Origin of the sequence: Butyricimonas synergistica DSM 23225 (assembly GCF_000379665.1) — a bacterium.
Taxonomy (GTDB): domain Bacteria; phylum Bacteroidota; class Bacteroidia; order Bacteroidales; family Marinifilaceae; genus Butyricimonas; species Butyricimonas synergistica.
Genome location: NZ_KB903368.1, coordinates 123,580 through 149,273, shown reverse-complemented (window position 1 = coordinate 149,273; position 25,694 = coordinate 123,580). Strand labels below are relative to the sequence as shown.

Annotated in this window: 17 protein-coding genes; 7 read left to right on the top strand and 10 right to left on the bottom strand. The window is 47.9% G+C overall.

What is annotated here, in order from left to right; genetic code table 11:
* Positions 1–139 precede the first annotated feature (139 nt).
* Entirely contained in the window at positions 140–862 is a 723-nt protein-coding gene (locus A3CY_RS21170) for a hypothetical protein (protein WP_155828368.1), read from the top strand.
* Between the two features lie 80 nt (positions 863–942).
* On the opposite strand, the gene A3CY_RS0114790 is transcribed toward A3CY_RS21170, so the two are convergent.
* The 7 genes from A3CY_RS0114790 to A3CY_RS0114760 are packed head-to-tail and all read right to left on the bottom strand — an operon-like array spanning position 943 to position 11,938.
* Complete coding sequence (locus A3CY_RS0114790; protein ID WP_018338710.1) at positions 943–2,379, bottom strand: helix-turn-helix domain-containing protein; 1,437 nt, start codon at positions 2,377–2,379, stop codon at positions 943–945.
* Positions 2,380–2,389: 10 nt separating this feature from the next.
* Positions 2,390–5,497 (bottom strand): DUF4906 domain-containing protein, encoded by a 3,108-nt coding sequence (locus tag A3CY_RS22150; RefSeq protein ID WP_018338709.1) that lies wholly within the window; start codon positions 5,495–5,497, stop codon positions 2,390–2,392.
* On the bottom strand, positions 5,494–6,774 hold the full coding sequence (locus A3CY_RS21160; protein WP_018338708.1) for a hypothetical protein: 1,281 nt from the start codon (positions 6,772–6,774) through the stop codon (positions 5,494–5,496). The genes A3CY_RS22150 and A3CY_RS21160 overlap by 4 nt, the downstream gene beginning before the upstream one ends.
* A gap of 11 nt (positions 6,775–6,785) precedes the next feature.
* Positions 6,786–7,832, bottom strand: a complete 1,047-nt coding sequence (locus A3CY_RS0114775; protein ID WP_026207713.1) for a FimB/Mfa2 family fimbrial subunit — start codon at positions 7,830–7,832, stop codon at positions 6,786–6,788.
* A gap of 14 nt (positions 7,833–7,846) precedes the next feature.
* Positions 7,847–9,871, bottom strand: coding sequence for an Mfa1 family fimbria major subunit (locus tag A3CY_RS0114770; protein ID WP_018338706.1), 2,025 nt, complete (start codon positions 9,869–9,871; stop codon positions 7,847–7,849).
* A gap of 39 nt (positions 9,872–9,910) precedes the next feature.
* Positions 9,911–11,344 (bottom strand): DUF3868 domain-containing protein, encoded by a 1,434-nt coding sequence (locus A3CY_RS0114765; RefSeq protein WP_026207712.1) that lies wholly within the window; start codon positions 11,342–11,344, stop codon positions 9,911–9,913.
* A 12-nt stretch (positions 11,345–11,356) separates the two neighbouring features.
* Entirely contained in the window at positions 11,357–11,938 is a 582-nt protein-coding gene (locus tag A3CY_RS0114760) for a DUF3575 domain-containing protein (protein ID WP_018338704.1), read from the bottom strand.
* A gap of 668 nt (positions 11,939–12,606) precedes the next feature.
* Between A3CY_RS0114760 and A3CY_RS0114755 the strand changes: the two genes are divergently transcribed.
* Together A3CY_RS0114755 and gldE are read left to right on the top strand one after the other, a co-directional pair.
* Positions 12,607–13,023: a single-stranded DNA-binding protein gene (locus A3CY_RS0114755; RefSeq protein ID WP_018338703.1), complete on the top strand. Its 417-nt coding sequence runs from the start codon at positions 12,607–12,609 to the stop codon at positions 13,021–13,023.
* Positions 13,024–13,158: 135 nt separating this feature from the next.
* Positions 13,159–14,460, top strand: coding sequence for a gliding motility-associated protein GldE (gene gldE, locus A3CY_RS0114750; protein ID WP_018338702.1), 1,302 nt, complete (start codon positions 13,159–13,161; stop codon positions 14,458–14,460).
* Here gldE and A3CY_RS0114745 read toward each other — a convergent pair.
* Positions 14,455–16,026 carry an alkaline phosphatase family protein gene (locus A3CY_RS0114745; RefSeq protein ID WP_155828366.1) on the bottom strand — a complete coding sequence of 524 codons (1,572 nt, stop codon included), beginning with the start codon at positions 16,024–16,026 and terminating at the stop codon, positions 14,455–14,457. The two genes, gldE and A3CY_RS0114745, sit on opposite strands and share 6 nt — an antisense overlap.
* 149 nt (positions 16,027–16,175) lie before the next feature.
* Here A3CY_RS0114745 and A3CY_RS0114740 point away from each other — a divergent pair, with 149 nt between their 5' ends.
* Positions 16,176–16,799: a hypothetical protein gene (locus tag A3CY_RS0114740; protein ID WP_018338700.1), complete on the top strand. Its 624-nt coding sequence runs from the start codon at positions 16,176–16,178 to the stop codon at positions 16,797–16,799.
* Between the two features lie 11 nt (positions 16,800–16,810).
* Positions 16,811–17,293, top strand: a complete 483-nt coding sequence (locus tag A3CY_RS0114735) for an Lrp/AsnC ligand binding domain-containing protein (RefSeq protein WP_018338699.1) — start codon at positions 16,811–16,813, stop codon at positions 17,291–17,293.
* Between the two features lie 4 nt (positions 17,294–17,297).
* Here A3CY_RS0114735 and A3CY_RS0114730 read toward each other — a convergent pair whose 3' ends face one another.
* Positions 17,298–18,206: a diacylglycerol/lipid kinase family protein gene (locus tag A3CY_RS0114730; protein ID WP_018338698.1), complete on the bottom strand. Its 909-nt coding sequence runs from the start codon at positions 18,204–18,206 to the stop codon at positions 17,298–17,300.
* Positions 18,207–19,529, bottom strand: a complete 1,323-nt coding sequence (locus tag A3CY_RS0114725; protein WP_018338697.1) for a UDP-glucose dehydrogenase family protein — start codon at positions 19,527–19,529, stop codon at positions 18,207–18,209.
* 129 nt (positions 19,530–19,658) lie between these two features.
* On the opposite strand from A3CY_RS0114725, the gene A3CY_RS0114720 reads away from it, so the two are divergent.
* Both A3CY_RS0114720 and A3CY_RS21155 read left to right on the top strand, forming a co-directional pair.
* A complete protein-coding gene (locus A3CY_RS0114720; RefSeq protein ID WP_040371889.1) occupies positions 19,659–25,130 on the top strand; it encodes an alpha-2-macroglobulin family protein in 5,472 nt (1,823 codons plus the stop codon).
* 157 nt (positions 25,131–25,287) lie between these two features.
* A complete protein-coding gene (locus A3CY_RS21155; protein ID WP_018338695.1) occupies positions 25,288–25,650 on the top strand; it encodes a hypothetical protein in 363 nt (120 codons plus the stop codon).
* Positions 25,651–25,694 lie beyond the last annotated feature (44 nt).

The following is a 25,694-nucleotide window of genomic DNA, read 5'->3' as shown; positions in this document are numbered from 1 at the left end:
ATGTCATTCAAGCAAAGGATAAACCCAATAATCACACCCGTGATAATACAATTATCTAATCTTTTTTCATACATTTGTACCCGATAACAGCTAACTCGTCGTTTTAATAGTAAAAATTCACAATCTAATTTAAAGAAGTATGAGAAAATCTATTGTATGTGTGTTAATAATGCTCTGTGCATTAAATCTATTCTCTTCCTGTGACGACGGGATTGCCAGAACCTGGAATCTTAGTAAAATAAAAACCGAAGACGTGCCGGGAGGAAAACCCAAATTCATATCCGGTCCCTTGTTCATGACCTGGGAAGCTCCTGATGACGCCGTTTTAGGTTTCTTTAGGGTAACGGGAATCCCCAATATGGTTGTTCCTATGGGAAGCAGCAAATTGGCACAACAACTGAAAGACATCACGTTCCAAAAAGACGGCAACGTGATCGTAACCTATGCCGAACCGAACCAAGACGGCCAAGCGCAAGCTGACCCACAATGGAAAAAATCAGAACCCGGTATGGTCACCTACAAGGTAAAAGACAACCAGATTCTCTTTTTCCCCAACGTTGACAACCTGCTGTCTTCCATTCCGTCTGACAGCCTGAAAAACGACCCCGCTTTGCAAAAAGCAGTCGAGATGCTGAAAAACGGCATCCCGGTAAACTACAAACTCGAGGGCAACACGGCAAAATTATTCATCGACAAACCATTTATTGAAAATATATTCCCGCTTATTCTCTCGGGACTCGACAACGTTGACGCCAGCGCCATGGGAGGCATGGGCAACATGATCAAAGGATTGCTTCAAGGCGTTCCCGCCATTTTACAAAAAACCACGAAACTGGAAATAGGGCTAAATTTGGAAAAATAATTTGACTTTAAAACTTTCAGAACCGAAGGTTCGACTTTATGAACCTTACAAACTAGAGGGGGTGTTTTGGCACCCCCTCATTATTCGGAAAGATTAAATATTCTCAGTTTATTATATAGTGCGGATTTACTGATACCCAATAATTTTGCTGCGTTTCTTTTATGACCGCCGGTCTGTTTCAAGGCCTGCAGGATGCGTTCTCTCTCCTTGTTTTCCTCTTCTTGCACGGAAACAGTTGCTTCCGCCTGTTCCTTTTCGCGCCTCCGACACTCTTCCTGTTCCTGCAATCTCTTTTCCTGTTCAAGCAGACGCTCGTGGGCCGCTATCGCCTCGGGATGATTGCGCCGTACAAAGCCGCCCACGCTCTTGTATTGCAGCCCCAGCCGCAGGGCGATAGACTTTAGCGTTTCGGTTGTCGTTGCATACAGGCGCACCGCTTCGTCATACTTCTCCGCGCTCCGCACCAGGACCGACCTGCCGTTCGGCAACTTCGTCCTGCCAAGGGTGGCGGCAAGCTCCGGTTCGTGCTCGTGCAGGTACTCCCTGAATATATCGGGATTCAGCCCGAACTCTTTCGCCACTTCCGCCGTGGGGCGCCCGGTTGCCTTCAACCGTTCGATAGCCCCGGCGTACTTCGCAGCAGTCGATTTCAGGTAACATTTTGTACCGGCAGGACGGGCTTCCTCTCCACGCCCGTCGACATCGTGACGTTCCTCCATCAACTCCTTGTTCCACGACCGCAAATAATGGCGCAATCCCATGACCGTGACTCCTGTTGCCGCACAGATCTCCTCCTGGGTCATGGCGGTGGTCCGGTACAGCCGTATCGCCTCACGGTACTTTTCCTCGCTCTGGGGCATGGGCTCATGCTTCCTGCCGTTCCCGGTCAATTCTCCCCGGGTCTTGTTCGTTTTCGCCCGTTCACGTTTACCCGCCCGTGCCCGGATCAGATCCTTGTAATAATACATCAAATGTTCCCGTAGTCCCGAGCGCGAGAGTCCGTACAAGTCGGCAGTCTGCCAGATGGTATCCTCCGTAGCACGCAGGTGCTCCACGGCATCGGCATATTGCTCCTTGCACCACGGTTTCACGCCCCGGTGCAGGTTGTCGTTCACCCCCAGGCGGTGGCGTTCCCGCTCCCGCCGTTCCACAATATCGGGATAATGGTTCCGCAACTGGTTGCCGAGGGCTGTCGGGTTCAGCCCGAACAGGCGGGCTATCTGCGACACATTGAACTCGATATACGCAACGTCATCGCACGCCCGGATGGCATCCTTGTACTTGGCATAGGCGGCAGCGGTCTGCCCGCTCTTCTTCCGCAACCGTGTCTTGGCAGCCTCCCCGGGAGAAATCTCGACGCCATGGCGGGCAAACATCAGCTCCCGGTGATAGCGCCACACGTATGCCCTAAACGCCGTCAGCGGCGTGCCGGTCTGCTCGCAGATCTTCTTCACCGTCATGTCGGTGGTGCGGTATAATTCCAACGCAGAGTGATAGCGTGATTGGACGTCCTGCATAGTACAAGAATTAAGGCGTACTTGTACTATGTGTATCATAAACACAGGGACGTATCGGAAAACCGTCACAGGGATAGAAGAAGTTTCTCGGGCGAATATAACTTGCACCTCCATTGTCTTTACGCGCAAACTCGAAGTTATACGAGTTATTATCATCACCCTGCTTATTTCCCGCCGTCCATATATAACCGATAGGAGTATCTATATCAACTTGATATGCATTTGAATTATCATCCCAATCTCGATAGCCTGTCTCAGGGAATATGATTGACTGAAGTTTTTCGGGATTGGTATAAAACTCATACAAGCCTTTTGAATATATCCCGTTTTCCCCACACGTCCCGGTAGCCGCATCATAATCTGCAATATTTTCAACTCGCACGTCATACCATTCGAAAGGTGTATTGGTATTATCTCCCGTGGTGGTAAAGCCGGAAACTGCAGTATAGTGAGGTACCTGATAGCCAACCGGACATGGGTCATAGATAGTCTTGAAGCTGGGCGAACCAGGCTGAACTTCGATTCGACCTTGCCACAAATTGCGGTATATCTCATTGTCGCTCAAGTAAGGATAACCACCTGGGACAGGATTCTTTATACGCCGTGGATTATGCCACTTTTGTGGATTCTGTATGAGCACTCCTGCATCTATAGCACCTCGGGTGGTATAGCGATCTCCATCGGGTGTAGTAGTTGCAGAGAGCATAGGAGGATTATATATATCCTTAGCCCAATCCTGAGTGGAATAATACCGTGCCTTATTTTGTACATTTCCTGTCGCACCGACGAAAGGATCTTTACGTCCCCATTGGTAATATGGGTTATTGCCACGGGTAAAGGCTATGTGCGATTTCTGTTCAAGTTCTATAACCTTTTCTTTCGCACCGGCAGTAACCTTCACCTTACACTTTCGTGCCTTATAATATTTTATTTTATCGCCATAGCCGGAACACCAGCCCAGATTCACCGGTAGAAGTTTAAACTTTTGGGAAGGGTCATGACTGGTGACTTCGATGTTTTTATCATCCTCTTCAAGATAACTAAAATTGGTGACCCAGATGTGCCAACTCCACATCATAGGCGGAAAATTTGTTCCATCTACGTTACCAGCTCCCAATGCTATCACTGCATTTCCTTGTTTTATATTCGTCTTTTCAATGTAGAATTGAATGCCTCCTTTTCCACCATAAGCTCCTGGTATATATTTTATAACTGTACCTTGACTCCAACAATCATATGGAATCAAATCCTTTTCATCCTGCCATAGCAAGAACGCACTTTGAGGAGTCGTTTTTGTATCATCTATAATATAGGGGCTTTTTATCTCAAAACCCTTATAATTCTTAAACGTTGGAAGAATTTGATCGCCTGTATAACTGCCGGTGTATTTATAGGCATTTTCGTTTGGCTGAAAGTTATGATAGGCGTTGCCATACACCAACGGTAAAATATAGTAACCCGGAGCATCTACTATATAGCAGTTAGCCGTGCATTTTATCGTTGCATCGGCAGGAGCGACTGTTTGTCCCGGGTTTGCCAGATTGTAAGGAGCGGCCTCCGTACCCTTCTGTGGCGCATCTTGAAGCAACTTGTCTATATCTATTTCCTCCTTATTAGGGGTAACTTTAAACGAAATATTCTTTATATAAGGGAGGTAACCGTCTGTAATGACAGGCTCAAGCCAACTGCACTCCTTGGTATAAATCCCGTCGCCATCTTCATCATATTCTATCTCCCAGTTCACCATTTTGCCTTCGCCATTCTCTATATAACTGGTGACCATGATGGTGTTATCCTCGAAATGATGTCCATAATTATAATTGGCAGTTCCCGGGCGGTATTCCGGAATGAAAACCTTTCCCTGGTAATTCATCACTTTAGGTTCGGTCACTTCAAGGACTTGCTCCTTGTATTCTATGTGCCAATCATAATCATTGGCAAAATTGTTGAATTTCAAGGTCAGTTTGTAGTGGTGGTTGCGCTCCGCATTGTAGTCAGTAGTTATATTCTTGCCAAGCATGAAACGGTATTTTATAATCCCAACTCCTGGACGCTCCGTATTCTCTGAGCGGTAGATCGCATCAACCTCGATGTATGTGCCACAGAGTACATCATCTTTCAACCGGTAAGTATCGTCGCCCGGCAGTCCGGGATGATCAAGTTTCCCATCATTGTTTGCATCCTGCCGCTTGTCGGGCATATCTTCTCCTGCTCCCTGCATATTCTCGTAAAAGAAAAGAGCTTCAGCAGTTTCTGAATGATCTGACCCATATATTGGTTCTTTTTTAGAAACAACAGCCTTATAATCGGTTATGAAATTGTCCAAACCAGGCTGAACATCACCCTCGAAATATTTTATTATTTCACCATCGCGTATCAGCGAATCAACGTGATCGGGTGTGTTCTTTGTCCCCAACAAGCATGATCTGGGTATATCCTTTATAGATACAGCCATAATATATATGGAAACACCGTCTTTTAGGTTCGTGCCGTCGTACGCCACGGTCACCTTTGATGCCGCCCGGCGTACCCACGCTTGCAGTTTTAAGCCATTTTTGTTAATAGTCACTAACGGAGCCTTGTTATCGTCACTCGCGGTTTCAGCTTCCGAGAAGAAGTGACCAAACATCTGGTTATTGGCACTTACATTTTTCTCGTCCCATTGTAAAGGAATATTTTTCAATCCTTTCACGGTTTGAATACTATCTCGATAATCGGATAAGTCCCCCATATTGGCTACCGCGTAGATATAATACTTCCCGTAAGGTATCGTCAACTGGAATGTAGCACGCGGTGTACTGGATTCCGCAACATTCTCTCCTGTTCTCTCGGGATCTGGATCTGAAATAGTATAGTCATTAATCAGATATTTATTTACCAAATTTTCCCCTTCATCATATAACAACACGCATAAACTTTCAATTGCCTTTATGGCATCCCCGGCAGAACGCGAGTTCCCGTTCAAGGTGGGAGTAAAAGGTTTGAACTTCATGGTTCCACTGATCACGCACTCTCCTTCACCTATTCTTTCATCGTCAATGTACAAATCGTCCCTGCAAGAAAATGTGCCGACAAACAGCAGACACAAGAGGGTATATATGGTTATCTTACGTTTCATATCTGTTGCGATTTCTCGGATTCGTTCGTTTCTTCTTTAGGGTCGTCCAAACCGAATATAGGATCCAATGTTACACCCCAGTACGGTTCCACGTCAACTTGCCACTCAAGGGTGTAGTCGTTAAACACAATATTTACCTTCACGTGCGTGTTACGGAAGAGCGAACCAAGACGTGGCAACGTGGAAGTATATATTGCTTTCGTGCTTTGGTAACCCGAATTTTCTGTCGTGTGAATAGTCACGTTGTATTCCTGTAATCCCAAGGTGTTGTCTGCTCCGCTTTTCACGGCCTTGCTCTCCGGCAGGTAAATAGCGTCGGCAGCTGCCATAGAAGGCATGTTGCCTGTCATTGCCGCCATCTCCAGCGAGGGAGCAAACTCGTGAGAAACTTTTTCAGGAGTAGCTTCCTTTGGCACCTCGTAGTCGGTCAGCCATTGATATTGGGCTGTTTCCGTTTTTTCCGCTTCCTCTACCATCCAATCTATCCAGTCTTTGCCCGTGAGGTTGGATGCTTCTTCATGATCGACCACCCAATAGTGCCCCCCGTCATTCTTGTTCACGTGGGGCATCAGGAACATTTGGTCGGTTATCACGCTCTCGATGTCAATGCCGGTCACGGAAATCGTCCTCTGTGCCGACTTGTTGATGAAATTGAACGAGAATTTGGTGGCAGCCCGCACCACGTACAGCGTGTATTCTAATTCATATTCATCGTTTGTGATATTTTCCCTGTCCGGAACCGTGATATCGTACACGGCGGTCATGGGTATGCCGTCATCACCGGGCTTGTAATCGGGCTTGAAGACGTATGCCTCCACCGGTGCTTTTCCGGATTCATCCGGGAGGAACGCCGGGTTAGTGAAGTCAAACGGCTTTCCACCCGTGTCTTTCAAGTTCCCGTGGTTGGCAATCAGGTAAATTCTCTTTGGGCGACCGGCTTCCACCTTGAAGGAGTACCCGTCAATCAACGGGATCCCGGTTGAAGCAACTGGTACCGGGTAGTTGTGTTCCACCACCCACTTGCCGTCATTCCCCGGTTCTTTCGACACGATCACGATCAGCAACTGCCTGATCTTCTCGTCAGCGCCCTCTTCACCCTCACCCGCGCGGGAAAAACCTCCCGCCACGTCAGCATGGAACGTAAGGAACACGCTGTTATCCTTTTCTTCTCCCTCTTCGCGAGACAGTTTGAAGGACTCCTTGTTGCACGAGATGAATCCCAACAAACCGCAAAGCAGAAGAATTATGCTGATGATATGTCGATGCTTCAGTTTCATTTTTCAGTCTGTCACCATTCTACGTCATTAATACGCACCACCCAGTCGTTCACCACGATGCGCGTATTCAACCAAATATCGTTACTCCTCAAGAAGAAAAACAACGTCCAACGGCTTTCACGGTCCAGGTACTCCTGGTCGCCCATCTTGTAACGCTCGCCACGGAGCAACAACAAGTAGCGCTTCAGCGGGAAATCTATCACCGTCTTCCCGGTCTCGTGGTTTTTCACCAGCAGGCGCGGGTTGTTCTTCATCATCAACCGCGAGGTACTCAGTTCGGCGTACGCCACTTCCACGGGTTGGGGCACCACCTCGTCGGGACCCACGATAGCGACTCCCGTCTGTGCCTGTCCCTTCGCCCAGGGAATGTAGGTTACGGTTTCCCCCTCGGGGAACAAAACGGCATCATGTATCAGGTCGTTGTCATACCCGAACAGGATGTTATCGTCAATAATCTCGAAGTCGAAGTCGTCAGCGTTGACCGTTCCCCCGTTCTCTTGTTGCAGCACGATGCGTATGCTGTTGGTATTCTTCATCATCTCCACCGTTCCCTCGTTGTAAAGGTCGGCAGTCCCGAGGGCAAGTTCACCCCAGAACATATCGTGCAGCTCTCGCCGTTCGGGCTTGGTAAGGCAGTCGGCATCCAGCATGACTTTCAAGTCGGTCCGCTTGCAGCCCTTCACGGGAGTTTCCACCGGCGAGAAAGAACTCCGTTCGCACGCCATACCCCCGTATGCCGCGAAATGATAATTCCCCTCCTCGAGGTCCAGCACCATCCGGTAATTCTCGTCCTGTAATTCCGCCCCGGTCACCACCCGCGTGTCCACGAGGTTGTCATCTTCGTCATAGATATAGAGCGTCAGGCAGTCCACCTGCTTGTGGAACGCGTTGGCATACTCCATGTTGTACTCGTAGACGAAGCGCAACGATACACCGTGCGGGCACGGGTCAAGGTCTTCATTGATGAGTTCGCACGACGAAAAAGCAAGCCCCATGGATGCGACGCACAACGCCGCACCCACGAGTCTTGATATAATATTTCGTTTGCTACTTCGCATGATTCTACTTTATCTTAGAATTCGATATTATTCACGCGAACTACCCAAGGCAATACCTCGACAGATACGCTCAAATAAACATCTCCATCCTCGTCTGGATCCTCCGGGTCTACCGGGTCCGGATCGTTCTCGGATACACGTGGATGACCGAGTTTGCTAATATTAGTCACTGCCAGTTTATACACGTTATTACGCACGACAGCAAACTCCATCGATCTCATGACACCGGCATTACTGTTATCATTATGACGATTCCAATAATAATAATAGCAGTAATATCCCTTACCATAATCTTCATCTACACTTGACTCATAAAGAGTAAAATTGGCTTCCGTTGCTGCAAGTTTAAATGCTTTTAGTGCTGCCACAGCTTTACCATTATTATACCAAGCGTCCCATTTAGCATCTGCGCTTTCAGCATCGTTACTATAAACGGCAGGCACTTCAGGTATTTCGCCTTCTGCAGCTTTTCCCACAGCAGGCGTATTCGTTGCATTTCCGAACACAGCCTTATACATCGGACTACTCGTTCCTTGCTCTATAGCCATTGCACGAACTTCTGTCCATCTTACGAAAATATTTCTCCCGTAAACATCATTCCCATTCCCGTAAACATAAAGGATGGGGTCATCTGCAGCAACTCCGGTAGCATTTTGAAGAGCATCTGCTAATGTACCTGTAACACCCGCGGGGACAATCATTTTACCCTTGAACACAATACCGGTGGAAATACCAGTCATCTGATTAGAAGTTGCACCGGGAATGGTATTTTCCGTAACATAACGCCAAATTTTATAATCACCTTTCGTGCCACCCTCATTCCAAGGCGTATCATTATCAACATCTTTAGAATCAATAACATCTTGAATCTTGGAAGTATACCACTGATCTCTAGCTATCGGGTCAATCGTCCACTCGCCATCCTTCGGTGTGTGCCCTAAACAGAAATTGAAATACTCTGAATATTTATTGCCTGATATGATAGTTCCGTCATTTTTCTCTTTTGCATCGGTATCCACCACGTAATTGTTGGAAGTTTCAAGACCGCAAAGCCCATAACCATTAGTATTAGCTTCATTTTTACCCAAACCGTCATTCGATACGCGACGAAGGTAATAGAAGTTCTTGCTCATATTGACAAGTGCCATCCTCTGAAGCTGAATCTGCATGATATATTTCGTATCATCTTCTTGATCTTTCACAACATCATAGGTATTATTCCCTTTCGAACCATCCTTAAAATCAAAGCGAGCAACAGAACGCTCCACCTCAATAGCACCACCATCTATGCTATTGTCTATTCCAGCATCCGTACTACCACCTATATTAGGATTATTTCCAGAAAGCTTGAAGGGTTTTTCCTTCGTGGTAAATTCATCCCAGTCAGAAAACTTTGCAGGAATCTTTTTCGTGGAAAGTTTGTATGATGACATCAAAAAACCAGCTGTATAATCAGCCCCTCCCCAAATAGCTGCGTTATCACTTGATTGCCCAGGAACCTCTGATACAATGCATACTTGGTCATACCAAGTCTCGTCTCCAGCCGACACACCGTCAAAAATTCTTCTCAAGGCATCGGTCGGGTTACAAAATATGAATACGTTTATCTGTTGTTTCGTCGCACTAAGCGTACCATTTGCTCCATTCTTATTATAATACTCCGAAAGAACGGACTTGGAAATAGACTGAACAGTTGTTGTTTTACCATCATCACCTGTTGTAATCCCCTCGGATTTCTCCGCACAACCGATAAACTTGTTATCCGTGTCAGCCAATACCAATAGAACGGAATTCACCTTATTCTCACGGTCCAAACCGATTTCTGTACCATCACTACTTCCTCCGGTTTCACCAGTCGTACTCCTCGACCCCATTCCTCCAGCCACGGGCAGTTGTACCGTCACGTTCATGTAAACGGCGTCTTTTGAGCCATTCTGATCCCCCTCCGGATCGTCACCGGTCAAGGTATCATGGCTGCAACCAGCAAACGCCAATGCAAGTGCGGTTGCAACAAATTGAAATAATTTTCCTTTTTTCATAATGTGGACATTTAAAATTTATTTGATTACTCTTTGTATTTATTCCATGAATTTTCTTTCCTTCAACTCCTTCAAGGTGGTGGCAGCCTTCTCGAACCCCATCACCCGGGCTTTTTCCAGGAACGTCACCGCACGCTTGTAATCCTTCTCGCGTATGGCGAGGGCACCCCGCGCGTAGACGGCTTCCGGAGAATCGCCCGCCTTCTCGAGATAGCGGCGGGTTGCCTCGTGATCACCGTGGCGCATGGCGGCATTCGCGGCGTTCAGGTTAGCGATCTCGTCGTCCGGGAACATACGCACCGCCGTTTCAAACACGTCGGTAAACTCCGGCGAACCCGGTTCGTACATCCTCGCCACGAGATAGAACTCGTTCAAGCTCAAGTTCCGAGGCCGTTCCGCCAGCACGCGTTTGATCTCCTCCACGTCGCTGTAGCGGCGTATGTTATAGTCGATACGGTAATCCGTGTGGCGCAACGCCGGGTAGCAATGTTGCAACAGGAAGCGGTACTCTTCCGGGTACGTCCGCTTGATTTTCGCCTCCTTCGCGTCCGGGTCCATGTCGCTGTCGATCATCGCGAGGATCTCCGCCCGGTGGTCGAGATTGGAGTTCTCCACGTACCGCCGCAACCCTTCCCAGTCCTCCGGCTCGTGCGCCGTGGTAATGATTTCTTCGGGGAAATCGTACAGTTTCCGGATATGCTCCTTGAGCGAGCGGGTACGCCCTATCGCCAGGTCCCGGTTGTGCGCGTACGGGCTCTCGGGCGAAGCGTACCCCTTGAGCCACACCGACACGATGGTCACGTCCTTGTCCCCCCGCACCGAATCGATGCTTGCCTCGATCTTGCCCAACTCCTCCGTGTTGCGGCGGTAGTCGGGGTAAATCTCCGTTTTGTCTACCGGGAAATCGATAAACGCCGAACCCGACAGCGAGCGGCTTTTCATCACTTCGGCTTCCGGGCGCACGAACACCAGTTCCGGGAAGAACGCCTCGTCGTGCCGTCCCAGCGTATCGTCGTGTTCCGCCACGATCTCGTGGCAACATCCCCAGTCGCCGCGATGCAGCTTGAGCATCGCCCCGTCCATCCACTCCTCGTACAGGACGGAGCGGTTGTAATCTATATGGTCCGGTTTCCCGGATGCCCGGAAAGCCGTTTCACTCTCGCCCGAGATCGTGCTCACGCCATTTCTCACGTAATAAAAATACCGACGGCGCCCGTAAATCCCCACCGACGGCAGGTCGAGCGAATCCGTCCCCTTGACCAGACGGGGCGTGAGCAACACGGCACGGTTCGATTCCACCTCGACTCCCGTCAGGTCCATCTCCATCTCCACCGTGAGGTACTTGCCATTCCGTTCCACCTTGAAACGGCTGACGGATACCCCGGGCGTGCTCTCTTTTACCTCCTGGGCCTCTGCCCCCGGCAGGCTTCCCAACCCCAGCAGGGTTGCCACTATGAATATTATCCTTTTCATCTTCATCGCGCTTTAAAACAGGTAAACTAAATTGACCGCCACTTTGGTGGGCCCCACGTAATGATGCGACTTGCCCCTCGCGATCTTCTCCCCGCACACGGCACACGGGAATTTGTCATAGCGGGTGTAGGAATAGCCGAAACCGAACTCCGCTTCCAGGTTCCAGTGCCGCCCCAGGATCCAGGCGTAACCGTAAGCCACCCCGAACCCGGCGAACCAGCCTTGATAGCGGACTCCCTGCAACTTCCGCGCATCGGTGCCCAGGAAATGAAGACGCCCGTTGAATCCCCCGATGTTATACTGTCCGCCGTGCACGTGTACACCAAGGAAATGACCAGCAAATCGGTCACAGAACCAATACCGCATCTCGGGTTGCAAAAGCCAATGCCTCCATCTCCTGTCGTGCGACAATGTCCAGGCATTGAGCTGCCCCTTGACATCAACGGTCCAACGCGGCGCCAGCCCTACCTCCACCCCTAAACTGGGCGAAAGGAGAACATCCGAAACCAAGTTGGTCTTGACCGCCACCTTCTGGGCCTTGGCGCCCGAGAACAGCGCCAGCAGAACCACCGTGATAATTAATTTGAGTTTCATATTCTTTATCCGTTACAATACATTCTATTCATTCAAACTTTTTGTCTCTCCAAATTTTCACATGTAAGCGACACACCGTTATATATTTTTCTCTTTGAGCACATTGCAAACTGTTACGATAAACAATATTCCATATCAAAAAATGATCGTTTATTGATATGAACTGGAATTATTTTAAGTTTTCTATCCACAAATTTGTAATTATCTAATTCTGAGAAATGAAAAAATGAACAAGAAAAATTTGGTATAAATGAAAATGGTGTATCTTTGTATTTTAATAAACGATCGATAAATAACACTCTAAAAATCAAGACAAATACTTCTCTTACAGTTCATAATATGAAGAGCATGAAGATGTAGCAAATTTTTCGTTTTAACGTCATTGAAATTCGAGATAACCCTTCCCATACTTTGCCTGTCCCCTGCTCGCCCCCAAAAACCAAATATAAACCAATCATGAACGTAACATGAACGCAAACGGACGTCTATGCTACGTTCATGATTGGTTCGTGATTGGTTCATGGGGTAGCGTAACGGCAGGCTTGGGATGAAGAAAAGATAAACAAGAGGGGAAGTGACATACCAGAATATAATTCACGAAATTTATTTTTGATTCTCCGAAAATATTCCGTAATTTGTGAAAAATTTTAACCCATGCTCATTGATATATGGTAAACAAAGTCATTCTAATCGGAAATGTCGGGGGGGATCCCGATGTAAGATACCTCGACGGGGGCGTTGCCGTGGCTCGATTCAGCCTTGCCACGTCGGAAGTGTACAATAACAAGAACGGGGAACGCGTGACGCAAACCGAATGGCACAATATCGTCCTTTGGCGCAATCTAGCCCAAATCGCAGAAAAATACGTGAAAAAAGGCATGATGCTATACATCGAGGGACGCATCAGGACCCGCTCGTGGGACGACCAAAACGGAGTGAAACGCTACACGACCGAGATTTACGGGGATAACCTCCAAATGCTGTCCCGCAAACAAGATAGCAACGAACGTCCCCAAGACTCCCCCATGCCACAAGCCCCGGACTTGAGTCCAAGCAACGATGACAATGACGATCTACCGTTTTAATTTATAAAGTTCGTTACGTTCATAAAGTTTATAAAGCAAATGATGAACTTTATAAACTTTATGAACCCATTCGTTGTTACTTTTAGTTTTTATACGTACCTTTCGGCGATTTAAGTTTAACCAATTATTTAAATTTTGGACGCAGATTATATTCCCCTAGCGGGACAGATATTCACGGGTGACTTCACCCTCATTGATTTAATTTTTTGTATTATATTATTGTTCTTACTATTGTGCTCTGCACTGGTTTCTGGGTCGGAGGTAGCATACTTCTCGCTCTCTCCCTCACAATTAAAATATCTGGAAGACAAAGGTTACACGAAAGCCCGTAACCTACACGAGAAGCCGGAGAGATTGCTCGCGACAATATTGATATCCAACAATTTTGTCAACGTGGCAATCGTGGTGATCTCCACCTACCTGGTCAATTCCCTCTTTGACTTCTCGACCTACCCGGTACTCGGTTTCGTCATTCAGGTCATCGTGGTCACCTTCGTGATCTTGCTTGTGGGGGAAATCATCCCTAAACTCTACGCCAACCGCTCACGCCTCAACATGGTGATTTTCATGGCAGGTCCCTTGACATTCCTGTCCCATGTATTCCGCCCGTTATCCGCCCTTTTGATCGGTTCGACCTCGATCATCCGGAAACGCCTGGACAAAAAAGACGGAATCTCCATCGACCAACTTTCCAAAGCTCTCGAATTAACCAAAGATACAGCTATCAACGAGGAAAAAGATATCCTGGAAGGCATTGTCCGCTTCGGCAACATCGATGCGGTGGACATCATCCGTCCCCGCATCAACGTAATCGCCATTGACTCGCAATCCACTTACAAACAGGTAAAAGAGATCATCGCGGAACATGGCTATTCACGAATGCCCGTGTACGAGGAAAACCTGGATAACATCATCGGTATTCTCTACGTGAAGGACTTGCTGCAACACTTGGATGAAACCGACGAGTTCAAATGGCAGACCTTGATACGCCAAGCATACTTCGTGCCCGAGACCAAAAAAATCAATGACCTTCTGGAAGAATTTCAGGTAAAGAAAGTTCACTTGGCTATTGTCGTGGACGAGTACGGCGGGACGACCGGAATTGTCACCATGGAAGATATTATAGAGGAAATCGTGGGCGACATTAACGACGAGTACGACGAACAGGAAATCGTCTACACCCGCGACAAGAACGGGGCATACATTTTCGAAGCTTCCACCCTGTTGAACGATTTCTACAAGATCACGGACATCGCCGAAGACACCTTCCAGGAAGTGGAAGGAGACGCCGACACGCTAGCCGGGCTCATTCTCGAGTTGAAAGGAGAACTACCCAAAAAGGACGAAGTGATTGCTTACAGGGATCATCAATTCAAAATCCTTGAAGTCGACAACCGCCGGATCAAGAAAATTCAGTACAAGAACTCGGGTTTATAAAGGCTTCCCGTGTGCCGTGTAAGGAACCGGGATACCCAGTATCTCGCACAACGTGGGCAACAAGTCGGACATCATCATGCCGTTTTCTTGCACGCCCGGTTTCACTCCCGCCCCGTACAGGTAAAGCGGTACGACTGAACGCCTGCTATAACGGAAATACATATCCTCTATCTCTTTCAACTCGGACACCCAGGTCGGGTGAATACAAAAAAGGACATCCCCGCTACGTTTACGCGAAAAAGAATTTTGCACCAACCGGTTCATTCCCTCCGGGAAAGACGTGTGTGTCAACGAATAGGCTGTCATGACCTTCGCCACGCCCTCGAACTCGATCATAAAATCGGCAACCTTATCCTGCATCTCCTTCACGTCCAGCTTCCGTTCTTCAATCAATTCCCGGTTCAAATAAATTTGTCCCTGGTCGTAATCAACAATCCAGTCGCCGGGACCATATACTAATGCCAAGTAAGATTTCAACAAGGCTACAGCCCGGAAAATACTGAAATAATCGGAATTAACTTTTATCTTCTGCAAATCCTCCGGCATCAACTCCCTCATCTCGGAAAAAGTCAGGAACACCGTGTAATTACCCTTCCCCACTTTAGCATCCAATTTTTTCATCAGAACGGCAATATCTAAATCCAAACGGACCAGCATATCTTTCTCCTCCTCCGAATCAATAGTAAAGTCACGATACATATAATCCAGACAAGAGAAATTTAACGCCAGCAGATCGGGATCGCTATCTTCACCCAGGCGTTCCGCATCTATCAACCTCTCGGCTAACGTCCGCACGAGCGTGTTTCCGTACGGCGTGGCCTTCAACACCCGGTAAGTATTGTATTCCCTTTTCGCCCGGGCAATATCGTAATAAAAATGGTTGCGTAATCGAATTCGTGCCGAAGATTTATCCTCGTCGGAAAGCATCATCCATCCTTTATTCACGAAAGTTTCGCTATCTCCCCACGTGTTATAAGCCCGCAACCAGTCGGGCAATTCGGGTTTATAATAAGTTGACGATACCCATTTGCCCGTTTTCTCGCTAAACCAGATCGCCATATCCGCACTTGAGCCCCCGCTTAACACCGCCTCGTCGCCGTTCATCGCGATGCTAAACACCCGGGACAAAGAATTGGCCATCTTCATGGCACTTCCCAGGCTCATTGCCTGCAAATAATCGGGCGCCAGGCTTTTGATGCTATCCGCCTGTTGTTCCCCGGTCTCGGTATATCGCTCGGAACGTGTGGCGAACTGCCGTTTCCGCCGCAAGCGGTCATACCACGCACGTGACACGATGCCGTGTTCCGCGGGCAACATTCCCGTGTAAATCGAAGCGTGGTCCACACCCGTCTGCGTGTACATATAATTATAATTCGCTTCCACCCGCATACCTTGTTCTATCAGCCGTTTCAACCCGTTATCGGACAACTCGTTCCCATACATGTCCAACCACTCGGGGTAGAAATGGCTTACTACAATCCCCACGACCAATTTCGGCTTATTCCCTTCGGCAAACGCTCCCTGCATAGCAAAAAGCGCAAATCCTATCAATATCAACTTTTTCACGGCAATTATTTTCATTATCTATCGAAGTTTCAAATTTTCAGTATTCCTGCAAAAATAATCAGAATATGATAATTTGCAATCTAAAATTCTTTCAATTCTTAATTGTTTCGTATCTTTACGGCAAGAAACTATAAACAACCATACCCATTATGACTGAGAAGAAGTGTCTATTAACAGACAAATTGAGGAATTACGTTTTTCGTTACGGAACGGAACTCTCGGACGAAAAATTGAAGGAAATGGGAACTTCTCTGGAAGAGATCAATGAGAATTTCTCTGGAATGGAAGACATCGCCAACTGCATCTTTGAACAAGAACGTGTTGCTTTCGAGAAGATATTCGAGGAATACGATTTTGACGGGTGGAACGCGATAGATATTCTGTTACTGGTAGGAAACGAGATTCATGACCGTTATTTTAACGTGTCGCCTTCTGTTTCGTTCAAACTAGCCGAGAAATTTCCGGATATCTTTGAACAACACAAACAACGGCGTTCAGACTTTATTTTCGAGAAGATAAAGATCAATATCGAGAAAGGAATGCAACAAGGAATGTACAAGAATGACGTGTCCAGCGAAATGGTTGCCCGTATGTACATCGCCAAACTCAACGATATTCATAACCGGGAAATATATCCCCCGGAAGTATTCGACTTCGGAACGATCTTCAACAATCTGATCGACGGAGTCATCCGCACGATCACGAATGAAGACGGATGGCAATATTACAAGCAAAGGAAACAACTGTATAGCGTGTTGAGTTTTAACAGGTAAAAAAGAAAAACATGAGCGTAAAATATCAAATAGACGATGTAGATCGAAAAATATTATCCCACTTGGTGGAAAATGCCAGGGTCCCTTTCCTTGAAATAGCACGGGAATGCGGCATTTCCGGCGCGGCAATCCACCAACGGGTGAAGAAAATGGAAGACGCAGGGATCATCGAAGGCTCGCGCTTCATCGTGAAACCGGCTGCCCTAGGCTTCGGCGTATGCGCTTTCATCGGGGTAGTCCTTGATCACGCCCACACGTACAAAACCGTCGTGAAAGAAATAGAGAGCATACCGGAAGTCATGGAGTGCCATTTTATCACGGGAGGCTTTACTTTCCTGCTTAAATTGAGATGTAACGATCACCAACATTTGATGGACATTCTAATCAATACGCTTCAGAATATTCCGGGTATAGCTAAAACCGAAACTTTCATTTCACTCGATGAACTGATTGACCGGCAAATCACAGTGGCATCCTCGAGAGCATCAGAATAAATTCCTAAACCGTCCCCTTACTTTTCTTATAAGATAATTTCGGGGCTATTACTTTCAGCACTCCCGGATGTACTTTCACAGTCACGGGAGGCTCGAGAGTATAAGGATCGCCGTCGATATGGGCTTTTGACAACTCTCCTTCAATCAATGCTTCCGTGCATTGTATTTCACGAAAATAAGAAAGGCGGGCAATCTTAGAATTCATGAAACAATACAGAAACCGGGGAATCTGGTAATACTTGGGACGTTTCAATATACATATATCCACCAACCCGTCACGTAGTGAGGCTTTCGGGGCAATGGACGCATTATTCCCGTACTGGGAACTGTTCGCCACGCTCAACACGAAACATTCTTCCTCCCACGTTTTCCCGTTCACATGGAAACGATAACGTTTACCGGGATACCGGAACCACATCCGCACGATAGAATAGATATACGAGAATATCCCTCTAATTTTCATCGTACTAAAGAAATGAGCCACCTCGGCATCAAAGCCGAATCCGCTCACGTTCAATGAATAATGCCCGTTTATCTCTACCACGTCGATATTCGTCGTTTCGCTTTTCAATATCTGCTTCAGCGCCTTTGTCATCATCTGGGAGAACCCCAAATGGCGGGCAAAACCGTTACCGCTACCCAAGGAAATCACCCCGAAAGCAATACCCGTTCCCATGAGCGCCGTGCCGATCTCATTCACCGTACCGTCACCACCCGCCGCAACGATATGCGTGTAATTCTGACTCTTAGCCTGCTCCACGATTTCCTTGGCATGCCCGGCATATTCCGTGAATCGAATATTATACTCGATATGCTTGTAGGCAGCAATATGCCGGATGCGGTAGGGGATCTCCCACCCCAAGCCAAATCCCGAAATCGGGTTCACGATAAATAATATTCGATAATGAGCCATTTATTTTGTCTTTCTTCCTATCCCGTAATACACGTATCCGAATTCACGCATCTGGTCGGGACTGTAGATGTTTCTTCCATCAAATATAATTTTGTGTTTCAAGGCTTTCTCGATAAAGGTAAACTTTGGTATCTTGAATTCCGCCCACTCCGTCACAACAATCAAAGCATCCGCACCTTCCAGGGCATCATACATTGTTTCGGCATACTCTATCCGGTCGCCAATCCGTCTTTTACATTCTTCCACGGCAACGGGATCAAAAGCCCGCACCACGGCACCCGCTTCCAGCAATTTGTCTATCAAAACCAATGAAGGGGCTTCCCTCATGTCGTCCGTTCCAGGCTTGAAAGCCAATCCCCACATAGCAAAACGCTTTCCCTGCAAATCTTTCCCGAAATGGGAAGTTATCTTCTGGAATAGTACGCTTTTCTGATTCTCGTTCACCCGTTCCACGGCTTTCAGCAATTCCAAGCTATGCCCGTGCTCGTCGCCCGTGCGGATCAATGCTTTCACGTCTTTCGGGAAACAGGAACCGCCGTAACCACAACCGGCATTCAGGAATTTCTTCCCGATACGGCTATCGCTGCCGATGCCTTTCTTCACGGCTTCCACGTCAGCCCCGACAATCTCGCACAGGTTTGCAATGTCATTCATGAAAGAGATGCGGGTAGCAAGCATTGAATTGGCGGCATATTTCGTCATCTCTGCCGACAATATATCCATGAAATAAATAGGCGTATTATTCAAAATAAACGCATGATACAAGCGCTCCATCACGTGTTTTGCCCGGTCGCTCTCGACCCCGATCACCACTCTGTCCGGTGAGATAAAATCGTTCACGGCATCGCCTTCTTTCAGGAACTCGGGATTGGAAGCCACATCAAACGGCACGTCCACCCCTCTCTTGTCCAAAGCAGCCTTGATTGTCGCCTTCACCTTATAATTCGTACCCACGGGCACGGTAGATTTGGTCACGACCACGATATAGTCGTTGATTATCTCCCCTATTTCACGGGCAACATCCAACACGTAATGCAAATCGGCACTTCCGTCCTCGTCGGGCGGCGTACCCACGGCAATAAACACGGCATCCGCATCCTTCAGCCCTTCCCGCAATGAAGTTGTAAAAAAGAGTCGTCCGTCTTCCCGGTTCCGGGTGACCAATTCCGCCAGCCCCGGCTCGTATATCGGCATTCCCCCGTTATTCAACAAATCGATCTTGGCACGATTCACATCGACGCAAGTAACGGTCACTCCCGTTTCTGCTAAACACGTTCCGGACACAAGTCCCACGTAACCGGTTCCAACAACAGCTATTCTCATAATAAATTCTCCTCTTTTTTGCCTTGTTTTATATTCGCAAAAATATAAATTAAAAACGAACTATACCGTTTTTTTATCTAATTTTGTAAACACGATGATATAATACACACAATACAAATATTGGCGAATATGAAAAAAGGTATTTCCCTCATTTCCATCCTGTTTCTAATGATTGGTTTATTCTCGTGTAAGGATAAACCCAAAGAGCAAAGCAAACTAGAGTACAGTAAATACATTTCAGGTTTCACGCAGGGAATGATAAAATCCACCGATCCCATTTATATCCGGTTGGAAGGAAAAGCCTTGAAAACAGACAACGATGCTCTGGCACAACCCGGGAAGTTACTAAAGATCAGTCCGAAAATCGAGGGGACGGTTTCTTTTCGGGACGGCAACACGATAGAATTTTCCCCGACACAACGCATGAAAAACGGACAGACTTATGAAGTCACGCTCGCGCTGGACAAACTGTGCAACGTGCCCTCGGATCTCTCGACGTTCCGTTTTGACGTGAAAGTATTGCCCCTGACTTACGTTTTTCAGGAAGGCAGCCTTAGCGTCGATCCCTCTGACAATGACAAATTCTCGTACCGGGCCTCCATCTCCAATTCGGACGCGGTTACCCCAAACGAAGTAGAACTACTCGTGAAAGCCAAGCTCAACGGGCAAACCCCGACGCTGGAATGGGAACATACCCCGTACATCCATTATTTCAAGATAGCCAATATCACTCGGGCAAACGACAGCCAGGCTCTCGAACTCTCTTTTGACAAAAAGGTGAAGAACGGGAACGACTTGATCGTGGAAATTCCGGGCAGCAAAGTATTCTCCGTGCTGGAAGTGAAAGCAAGCAGCGAAAACTCCCGCACCATAGACATCACGATGTCGGACAACGTGGACATCAGCCAGGATCTCCAGGGATTAATCACCGTGGACGGCGTCAGCAACTTGAATTTTAACGTGCAAGGCAATATTATCCGGGCATATTCAAACGACCGGGATAAAATGCAAGGCGTGGTTCAAGTAAACCTCTTCAAAGGGATTAAAAATACCACAGGCGAGAAACTCCAATCAGATGCAACCTTCACAGTGAGTTTCCAATCTGCCAAACCTGAAGTGGCATTTATCGGCGAGGGAACATTTACCCCGGCAGAAGGCAATGTACTTATCCCCTTCTCGGCAGTTGCCCTGAAAGCCGTACAGTTGCGGGTAGTAAAAGTATTCAACCAAAACATGAATTTTTACCTTCAGGAAGGGAACTATAATTATAGTAGCGACTACCAGTTACGCCGGGTTGGGCGTGTCATTCTCGACGAGAAAATTTCCCTCGTGAAAGAAGGACAACCCCAAGACTTTAATAAATGGCAGGATTACACCATCAACCTGGCAGACCATATCCAACTGGAAAAAGGAGTGATTTACCGGGTACAACTCCGGTTCCAAAAATCTTATACCTCGCTCGATTGCGCGAAGGAAGCACAAGATGGCATTACCGAAGAAGACTGGGATAACGCTTCTTCCGGAGACGAATATTACGACGATGACGACTATTATTACAGTTACCCTTCCGACTATTCGTGGGAAGAACGGGACGATCCTAACTCTAATTCCTATTATTACGTGTCAGACCGCTTCCCGAAAAAGAATTTAATCGTGACCTCCCTGGGTATCACGGCAAAAGCCGGAACCGACGGGAAGTACGTGGTTGTCGTCAACGACCTGCTCACGGCGGCTCCCGTGGAAAGTTGCAGAATATTCTTCTATAATTTCCAAAACCAGAAGATAGACTCCACGGTTACGAACTCGGCAGGTATCGCCACGTTGCGGGTACCCGGCAAACCTTTTGTCATCGTGGCAGCCAAAGGCAGCGACAAGGCTTACCTCAAAGTAAATGATGCGCAATCTCTCTCGTTGAGTAATTTTGACGTCAGCGGCGAAGTCGTGCAACAAGGTATTAAAGGTTTCATATACGGTGAACGAGGCGTATGGCGTCCGGGAAATGACATTCACCTCTCTTTCATGCTGGAAGACAAGGAAAACGTGATTCCCGCGGGTCACCCGATCATCGCCGAACTCTACGACCCGAACGGTAACGTGACCCAAACCCGTAAAGCGGGACGTAACGAACACGGGTTATATTGCTTCACATTCAGCACCGACGAGCAAGCCGTCACCGGATACTGGCAAGCAGTAGTACGCATCGGGGGTGTTTCTTTCAGAAAAACCGTCCGTATCGAGAGTATTAAACCCAATCGCTTGAATATCATCACCGACCTTCCGAATAACATACTCGGGGTAGGCGTGACAAACAACTCTATACCCGTGCAAACCAGATGGATGCATGGCGCAAAGACCAGTAACCTGAAAGTCATCACCGAACTGCGGCTCTCCAAGGGTAACACGACGTTCCCCGGTTACAACGGGTATAACTTCGACGACCGCTCCCGCTATTTCAACACAACCACCGAAACGTTCTTTGACGGCACGACCGACGCGAACGGGAACTTCACCCTGTCGGCTGACAATATCAAATCGGAGAATGCCCCCGGTATGCTCAACGCCCTGCTCACGATGCGGGTATTCGAGCCGGGCGGCGACTTCAGCATTGTCACTTCCGGGTTCAAATACTCCCCTTACAAGGAATATGTCGGGATAAAACTACCGGAATCAGACGACAACTGGTACAAGGCAGGCAAACCGATCGCTATCAGCGGAGCCGTACTTACCCCGGAAGGTAAACCCGTCAGCAACAGTGAAATTGAAGTAGAGGTCTACACGCTGGAATGGCGCTGGTGGTGGGATTCGGAGGAAGACTACATCGGTTCATACGTGAATCGCTCTTACCGTCGTCCGGTATTCAACAAAACAGTAAAGAGCCAGGACGGTAAATTCAACGTCAACGTGACTTGCGACCAATGGGGACGCTATTACGTGATCGCCCGGGACAAAGCATCCGGACATTCCAGCGGTTCCACGTTCTACATCAGTTCTTGGGCTAACGACATGAATATTCCGGGAATGGCAAACTTGCTCACGCTGACCAGCGACAAGAAATCTTACCGTGCCGGTGAAAAAATCAAAATCACCTTCCCTTCATCGGAAGGTAGCGTGGCTCTCGTGAGCATCGAGAACGGCAAGACCGTGAAAGACATTTTCCGGGTGCCGACAACTGCCGGATCGACCTCTTTCGAGATTCCCGCCACGAGCGAAATGTGCCCCAACATCTATGTCAACGTATCGCTCATCCAACCTCATAAAAACCGGAATAACGATAAACCGATACGCCTTTACGGAATATTGAATATAGACATCGACGACCCAAATCTACGCCTCACGCCCAAAATCGATATGGCGGAAGAACTCCGTCCGTCACAAGACTTCTCGGTCACCGTGAGCGAAAGCGAGGGTAAACCGATGACTTACTCCATCGCTATCGTTGATGAGGGATTGCTTGCCATTACCTCTTTCAAGACCCCGAATCCTTTCCCCGCTTTCTATGCCCGGGAAGCTCTCGGCGTGAAGACTTGGGACTTCTATGACGACGTAGTCGGAGCCTTCGGCGGACGCCTGGAAAAAGCCTTTGCCGTGGGAGGTGACGAATCCCTAGACCCGGAAGACACCCGCAAGAGTGACCGATTCACCCCTGTCGTGATCTTCAAAGGTCCGTTTACCCTCAAGAAAGGAGAAAAGAAAACTCATCATTTCAATATGCCCGAGTACATCGGTGAAGTACGCACGATGGTCGTAGCCGAGGACAATGGTCGCTACGGTTCGGCATCCCGTAACACGAAAGTCAACAAACCGTTGATGCTCAACGTCACGATGCCTCGTTTGTTCACGCCCGGGGACATCATTGAGATCCCCGTCACCGTGTTCGCCATGAAGGACAACATCAAGGACGTTACCGTGAACCTCAAAACAGACGACAAAATAGAAGTCATTGCCCCGGCAAGCCAAGAGATTAAATTCTCCGGGACAGGCGAACAAATCGTATTCCTGAAAGCGAAGATCAAAGAAGTTATCGGCAAATCCACGCTTACCTTCACCGCTCAAAGCGGATCGGAGAAAGCGCATTTCAGTTGCGACGTGGACATCCGGGTACCCAACCCCAGAGTTACCCGTGTAGATGCCCGAGAGATGGCAAGCGGCGAATCAATCACCTTCAACAATACCCTGGACGGGCTGGAACCGACCTCCTTCCTGGAGATCACGTCCATCCCGCCATTAAATCTGGAGGAACGCCTTCAATACCTGATCCGCTATCCTCACGGATGCGGCGAACAGATCACCTCTGCCGTCTTCCCACAATTGATGCTCGACCGACTGATGGATCTCAGCGAGGCTCAAAAAGTCACGGCGGAATTGCACGTGAAGGACGTTATCAACCGCTTGCGGAATTACCAGCTAAGCAACGGAGGATTCAGTTATTGGACTAACTCAAACTACGTGTCCGACTGGGTTTCGACCTACATCACGGACTTCCTGACGCAAGCCGAGAAACTGGGTTATCGGATTCCGGCTTCCATGAAGACGTCGGCTCTTGATTACCTGTCAAAACAAGCCAATTCCTGGCGTCGGGGAGATTATTACTCCGAATTGGAACAATCATACCGCCTCTACGTGTTGGCGCTGGCAGGCAAGCCCAATATGGCAGCCATGAACCGGATGAAGGAGGACACCTACAACAACCCGGTCGCCCGTTGGCAATTGGCAGGTGCTTACGCCCTCGGCAAACATGACAAGATAGCCAACAACCTCGTTGCCAACCTTCCGGCGGAAGCCAAACTTTACCGCCAATTGGGCAGATGCTACGGTTCAGACTTACGGGACAACGCCATCATCATGCAAAGTATGATAGATATAGACAAGAAGGATGAAGCCTACAAGTTATTGCAAAAGATAGCTCGCAAATTCGCTTCCAACGAGTGGCTAAGTACCCAGGAAAGCGCCTTTGGGCTCTGTGCTATCGGCAATTACGTGGGTCGCTACTTCAAGGATGGCAACGGCATTGACGTACAAATCGGCAAAGAAAACTTCAAAACCACGAAGACTGTGCTGCAGAAAGAACTTGCTGTAAAAGACAACCGTTCGGAGGTGACCGTGAAGAATAACACTTCCGGCACCCTTCACGTGCGCACGATCAACAGTTCGACCCCGCTGGGAATCATCACGGAGAGCGAAATGTCCGGTTTGAAAATGACCGTCAATTACTACCGTGACGGAGTTCTCAACAACCAAACCAACTACCGCCAAGGAGAGGATATCGTGGCTGAAATCACGATTCAAAATACCGGAAACATTGGACTTTACGAGGAACTGGCTTTGACGTTCATGTTCCCCTCCGGCTTTGAATTCCTAAATGAACGCCTTACCACGAACGAGAACCCGTTCAAGGGAGCCGATAACGTGGACATCCGCGACGACCGGGTGCACCTCTACTTCTCGCTCCAACAAGGGAACTCGAAGACTTTTAGGTTGCGTTTCAACGCTGCCTATCCAGGCACTTATTTACTTCCGGCTGTCACTTGTGCGGCGATGTATGATAACTCAATCACCGCCACCCTACCGGGTAACAAGATCACGATCTCCCGGGGAGAATAGATTTATCTCCCTTTCAATACAATCCGTAAAGTTCGGGAACATCCCGGAACTTTACGGATTTCCTTTTCCCCTCCATTTATTTAATATATTTTTAAGAAACAAATTCCTTATTATTATTTAGAAATGCTCTACATTTGTCTTGCAATGTACACAAGGTATGCACAGAAAAAATGTAAATAAGCTTATACACCTGTTCCTGTTAGTTCTTTTCCTGAGCTACTACGGGAGTATCACGTTTTTCTCGCACTACCACGTGGTCAACGGAGTTACCATCGTGCACTCGCACTTTTTCTGCGGTAATTCCAATTCGGACGGGGGTGCCGATCATACCCACACGGCTAAAGAGCTTACTTTAATAGCTCACTTGAGCAACTTCATCACGCTGATTAGCGTAGCTCTCGCTATTGTGACCCCTCATCTTATTCACAAAGTACATCACTATATTTTCAACCAGGCAAAAGAACCTGATAAACAAACATTCACGCTAAGCCTCCTCCGGGCTCCACCCTTCGCCGTGTAAATTATTTTTCTACCGAAGTATTCCTTCGGTCAGTATCCCGTGAA